The 5,229-nt window shown below is 62.9% G+C and carries 7 protein-coding genes and 1 tRNA gene; 5 read left to right on the top strand and 3 right to left on the bottom strand.

Features of this window, described 5'->3' with window-relative positions; all coding sequences use genetic code 11:
- From MOV74_RS30775 to MOV74_RS30765, 3 genes are all read left to right on the top strand, one after another.
- On the top strand, positions 1–763 hold a 763-nt coding region (locus tag MOV74_RS30775), incomplete at its 5' end, for an alpha/beta hydrolase (protein ID WP_246930589.1).
- A 261-nt stretch (positions 764–1,024) separates the two neighbouring features.
- Positions 1,025–1,495: an aminoacyl-tRNA deacylase gene (locus tag MOV74_RS30770; RefSeq protein WP_246930587.1), complete on the top strand. Its 471-nt coding sequence runs from the start codon at positions 1,025–1,027 to the stop codon at positions 1,493–1,495.
- Between the two features lie 178 nt (positions 1,496–1,673).
- On the top strand, positions 1,674–2,093 hold the full coding sequence (locus MOV74_RS30765) for a CBS domain-containing protein (protein WP_246930585.1): 420 nt from the start codon (positions 1,674–1,676) through the stop codon (positions 2,091–2,093).
- Positions 2,094–2,489: 396 nt separating this feature from the next.
- Here MOV74_RS30765 and MOV74_RS30760 read toward each other — a convergent pair whose 3' ends face one another.
- Positions 2,490–2,990, bottom strand: a complete 501-nt coding sequence (locus MOV74_RS30760) for a peptidoglycan-binding domain-containing protein (RefSeq protein ID WP_246930583.1) — start codon at positions 2,988–2,990, stop codon at positions 2,490–2,492.
- 437 nt (positions 2,991–3,427) lie between these two features.
- Between MOV74_RS30760 and MOV74_RS30755 the strand changes: the two genes are divergently transcribed.
- Positions 3,428–3,820, top strand: coding sequence for a CBS domain-containing protein (locus tag MOV74_RS30755; protein WP_246930591.1), 393 nt, complete (start codon positions 3,428–3,430; stop codon positions 3,818–3,820).
- A 193-nt stretch (positions 3,821–4,013) separates the two neighbouring features.
- Here the strand turns inward: MOV74_RS30755 and MOV74_RS30750 are convergent.
- Together MOV74_RS30750 and MOV74_RS30745 are read right to left on the bottom strand one after the other, a co-directional pair.
- A tRNA-Glu gene (locus tag MOV74_RS30750) sits at positions 4,014–4,088 on the bottom strand.
- Between the two features lie 219 nt (positions 4,089–4,307).
- Positions 4,308–4,652 carry a hypothetical protein gene (locus MOV74_RS30745; protein WP_246930581.1) on the bottom strand — a complete coding sequence of 115 codons (345 nt, stop codon included), beginning with the start codon at positions 4,650–4,652 and terminating at the stop codon, positions 4,308–4,310.
- Here MOV74_RS30745 and MOV74_RS30740 point away from each other — a divergent pair.
- Positions 4,651–5,229: pseudouridine synthase (locus MOV74_RS30740; protein ID WP_246930579.1), on the top strand; the 579-nt coding region annotated here is incomplete at its 3' end. The two genes, MOV74_RS30745 and MOV74_RS30740, sit on opposite strands and share 2 nt — an antisense overlap.

Here is a 5,229-nt window from a genome sequence, read left to right as displayed (position 1 = left end):
GAAGCTGGCGGCGCCGGACGAGAGCCGACTGTCTCTCGCCTCGGTTGGGCTTGGCGATTGGCGCCTCGATCGGGTCGAGCCGGTGTCGGCCGACGCTGGCGATCTCGCCGCGCAGGCCGGGGGGGGAGACGTGCTGATCTATGTGCACGGCTTCAAGCAGACATTCGAGACGGCGGTGCTGGATGCCGCCCATCTTTCCGATGGGATCAAGTTCCGCGGCCGGACCATGGCGTTCTCCTGGCCCTCCAAGGCCGGACTGTTCGACTATGCCTATGACCGCGACAGCGCGATGTGGTCGCGCGACGATTTCGAGCGCGTGCTCTCCGCGCTGGTGTCGGCGCCAAGTGGCGGCCGCGTGCACATCGTTGCGCACAGCATGGGAACTATGCTGACGCTCGAAAGCCTGCGCCAGCTCCATGCGCGCTATGGTGACACCGTGACGAGCAAGATCGGCAGCGTCGTGTTTGCCGCGCCCGACATCGACATGGACGTGTTTACGTCCGCGATCCACCGCATCGGTCCGCTCGCCGGCAAGATCACCGTGATCGCCGCGACCAACGATCGCGCACTCGCGCTGTCCGGACAAATCGCAGGCGGAATGACCAGGGTCGGCGCTGCCGAGAAGGCCGTTATCGCGCAGCTCGGCGTGCGCGTGGTCGATGCGTCGGCGGAAGGCTGGGGCATCATCAACCATGATCTGTTCCTGTCGAATGCCGAAGTGCAGCGGGTGATCCGCCGCTCGATCGACGGCACCACGGCGTAAGACAGGCTCGCGCCGAGCTACGCGCAAAGTTTGGTCCTGCGCTGCTCGCTGCGGCTCCAAGGAGAAAAAGGCGGCTTTGAGTGCCAGTCTCGACCGAAATGGCGCGCCGCTCAGAATAATATTGCGAACGATGAATTGCAGCTTGCGGATGGAAGACTTATGCTGGGTCTCTAGTCAGGCAGCCGCCGCCGATCGTATGGCGAGAGTCTGCAGGGTCGACCTCACGGTGGATGGCTTCCATTCTGCATCGGAGGTGATGCCATGGCCATTGCTCCCACGCTTCAGAAATACCTAGCCGCTGAGAACATCCAGTACGAGGTGATCCCGCACGAACTCAGCATGACGTCCGCTCGAACGGCCGAGGCATGCCATATCTCCGGCGACCGCCTCGCCAAGGGCATCGTGTTGCGGCGCGACGGCGGATACATGCTGGCCATCTTGCCCGCATCGCATCACCTCCGCCTGTCGGACCTGAGGACAAGCCTCGGCGACAATGTCCACATGGCCGATGAAACCGAGATCAATCGGCTGTTTAGCGACTGTGCACACGGTGCAGTTCCTGCCGTCGGCAAATGCTACGGATTGGATATCATCGTCGACGACAGCATCGAGGCACAGCCAGACATCTATATGGAAGCCGGCGATCATGAGACGCTGCTTCATATAGGTCACGCGCAGTTTGTGCGGCTGACGGCCAACGCACCGCACGGGCGCTTCAGCACCCATGACTGAGGATCTTGTAGACCGCCCATTGCCCTTGCGATCTTGGGCGAGAAGTCTGGCCGCGAAATCGCCGTCATATTCAGCGGGGTCACGGCGAGAGTGTCTGCGCTTGTCTGGTCGGAGTTCGGAAGACGGGAGGCCGCTGCCTTGCAGCAACCCACTTGAAACCCACGAACGGAGGCCCGCCATGAAAGTCAAAGACGTGATGCACAAGGGTGTCGACTGGGTTAGCCCCAACACTCCGATTACCGAGCTCGCCAAATTGATGCGGGCGCATGACATCGGCTGCATTCCGATTGGCGAGGACGACAAGCTGGTCGGGATGGTGACCGACCGCGACATCGTTTGCAAAGGCCTCGCGAGCCACGGCTTCGATGCCGGCCGCGCGACGGCGCGCGATGTGATGACTGACGGTATCCATTGCTGCCGGGAGGACGATGACCTCGCAAAGGCGATGCATCACATGGAGAAGCTGCAGGTCCGCAGGCTGCCAGTGATCAACAAGAGCAAGCGGATGGTCGGCATCATCAGCCTGGGTGACGTCAGCCATTCCGCGTCAGGTGATTTGCTGGCCGAGACCGTCAGGAGCGTTGCGGCGCACCACTGAGATGCGGCCGGGAAATACGGCCAGAGCTCCTCTCGCGATCGCCGCCCGACCCGACGTTGAGCTGAGCCCGAGCCATGCGTTTAACAGGGAACCATCGCGCGGCGCGAAAGGCGGCGGCCCGACGCGGTCCACTTTGTGCCGGTGTGAACGCAAGGCGATGTGGGCGCGCGTCGATTTGCCGGCGCTGTCCGGCGTTTCAGGTCCCCCAGATCGACCGACCGCGAGGTGGCAGATCGACCTGCGTAAAGGGGCAAACTCCGCCGATGCGGGGCGCGATCGACGTCTTAGCGTCCTTGAAGGGCGTGCTTGAGTGAATTGATGACCAATTCGGAGACGATCAGACCGATGCTCTCGGCATCGCGCCGGCTGGATGTCTCCCCTTTTCAATTTGTCGGGTCACCTGCGTCCGAACAGTCCGCCCACTACGCCGCCAATCAGTCCACCTGGACCGCCATCGCTGCGGTGATGGTGAGCACCACCCCCACCGTGACGACGGGCCAGACGTCCTTCATCGGATCTGTCACCGCTGCTGGAGCTGGCGTGCGCCGCTGAGACTGACTCGGTCAGTAGCGCCTGATGCTGTTGCGTGTTGAGAAAGCCAGTCTTGGGATAGCCGCGTGCCGCCTGCCAGCGCGTAATGACAGACCGGGTCGACTCGTCGAACCGTCCGTTGACCTTGGTGTCGAAGCCGAGACGGGTCAGCCGGCGCTGCACGTCTCGACGCCTTCCCTTGTCGAGGCCTACCTGATCTTCGGTTTCCTGAGTTGCCTCCTGGGAAAAGGTCGCCGGATCGACGGATGCCAACAGTTCGCGGTCGGTCGTGCTGGGACCGGCTTGGGCAACATTTGCACCGACGAAAACTCCCAAGACTGACAATGCGATGATGAAGACACGCAATGGCTTGTTCTTCCCTGATCCTAGAGCCTCTCAGTGATTTCGACTTTGAGAGTTGATGTCGGGCAACTGTTATCCGGGTCACTTGTTCCTTATCACGCGTCGAATGTTACACCGCATTACAGGCGGTCTACCTCGTACCTGAGTGCAAGAACCTCGCGGCTGGCCGACCCTGAAGGGGCCGTTTCTTTGCGCATATCTGGCCACACGCAAAAGCCGCCAAGGTCTCCCTCGACGGCTGGTGCCGTTGCGTTTACGTACAGGTACTGCGTCGAGCGGCGCTCGAACGCAGCCCGTGCTCGCTCTTATTGGACGCACGCGACCTTCAATGAGGGCCGGTGGGTGCGTTGCCAGTGTGCCGGGCCAACGATCCCCGATCCTTGTGACATGTGACTGGCGGCGATGCTCTTCAAGCGAGCACTGCTGTCCCATTCGATGAAATGGCAAAGCGCGTTTTCAATTGCCCCGACACCTCTATCGCCGAGCTTGCCAAATTGATGCGAGCGCATGACATCGGCTGCATTCCGGTTGGCGAGGACGACAAGCTGGTCGGGATGGTGACCAACCGCGATATCGTCTGCAAAGGGCTCGCGAGCCACGGCTTCGATGCCGCCCCGGCGCGCGATGTGATGACTGAAGGCATCCATTGCCGCCGGGAGGACGACGACCTCGCAAAGGCGATGCATCACATGGAGAAGCTGCAGGTCCGCAGGCTGCCGGTGATCAACAAGAGCAAGCGGATGGTCGGCATCATCAGCCTGGGTGACGTCAGCCGTTCCGCATCAGGTGATGTGCTGACCGAGACCGTCACGAGTGTTTCGGCGCATCACTGAGACGATGCGGCGCACGTCGATTTGCCATTGCCATCCGGCGGTTCAGGTCGCCCGGCCGACCGACCGCGAATTGGCCAATCGACGGGCGCAAAGCAGCAACCTCGCCGAGGCGGTGCGCTATCGATCAAAGATTGCGCGATATGGCGCTCCCGGGCCGGAGCAGCATTGTACAATGTCGCGGAATACGGGGAATTGGCGCTCCCTAGGGGAATCGAACCCCTGTTTCAGCCTTGAGAGGGCCGCGTCCTAACCGCTAGACGAAGGGAGCGTGTGGGACAGGACATAGCCGCGAATTTTGGCGGCGGCAAGCTGGGATTGAGGGTTTCATCCCAGTCGTCCTGGCGCAGGCCAGGACCCATCACCCCGAATGCCAATGGTTAAGGCAGATCGGAGTGCTGGCCTCATTCACGCAACGAAAACCTGTGGTTATGGGTCCTGGCCTGCGCCAGGACGACGGTGGAAATTTGGGCGAATACCCGGGCCGCCTTTACGGCTCATTGGCAAATTTCAGCTTTCCCGCCGGCTTCAGGGTATGGGCGTCGAAGGTGCGGATCTCGATGACCCCGCCGAGATCCAGCGTGACCACGAGGCGCTCGCCGGCGACCCCGGTCGCGACGATCCTGGCGCCCTTGGGCAGGGTGGCGGTGATGTCGCCCACGGGCTCGGCCGCCCTTCCCTCCGACTTGAAAAGGCGGTAGCCCACCGCAATCAGGACGGCGCAGATTGCCAGCGCCGTGGTCAACCCCGCGATCAGCATCATCCGCCGCACCCGCGCGAACAGCGCGGCCTGCTCGGGGGTCGGTTCGGGAACAGCGGTATCAGACGTCGTCATGGAAAACTCAGGCTCTGCGCAAAGGTTGGAGGTTGTCGTTGCCGGCGACGAGGGCTCGGCCCGGCTCGACCGCGTGCTGGCGGCGCGTCTGCCGGAGCTGTCGCGATCGAGGCTGAAAGCCCTGATCCTGGCGGGCGCAGTACACCTGAAGGCCTCCGCGGTCCGCGACCCCGCTTATCACGTCGCATCCGGCGATACGATCATAATCGACGTGCCGGAGGCGGCTCCGCCGGAGCCGAAGGGGGAGGATATCGCCCTCGATATCGTGTTCGAGGACGACGACATCGTCGTTCTCAACAAGCCGAAGGGGCTGGTGGTGCATCCCGCCGCCGGCCACGAGACCGGCACGCTGGTGAATGCGCTGATCGCCCATTGCGGCACCTCGCTCTCCGGCATCGGCGGGGTGCGCCGGCCCGGCATCGTGCACCGGCTCGACAAGGACACGACAGGGCTGATGGTGGTCGCCAAGAACGACCTCGCCCACGCCTCGCTGACCGCGCAATTCGCCGACCACGGCCGCACTGGCGAGATGCGCCGCGGCTACATGGCCTTCGCCTGGGGCGTGCCCGGCCGGCAT

The organism is Bradyrhizobium sp. SHOUNA76 (genome assembly GCF_023006445.1).
Taxonomy (GTDB): Bacteria; Pseudomonadota; Alphaproteobacteria; order Rhizobiales; family Xanthobacteraceae; genus Bradyrhizobium.
This window is presented reverse-complemented; position numbering and strand designations above follow the sequence as displayed.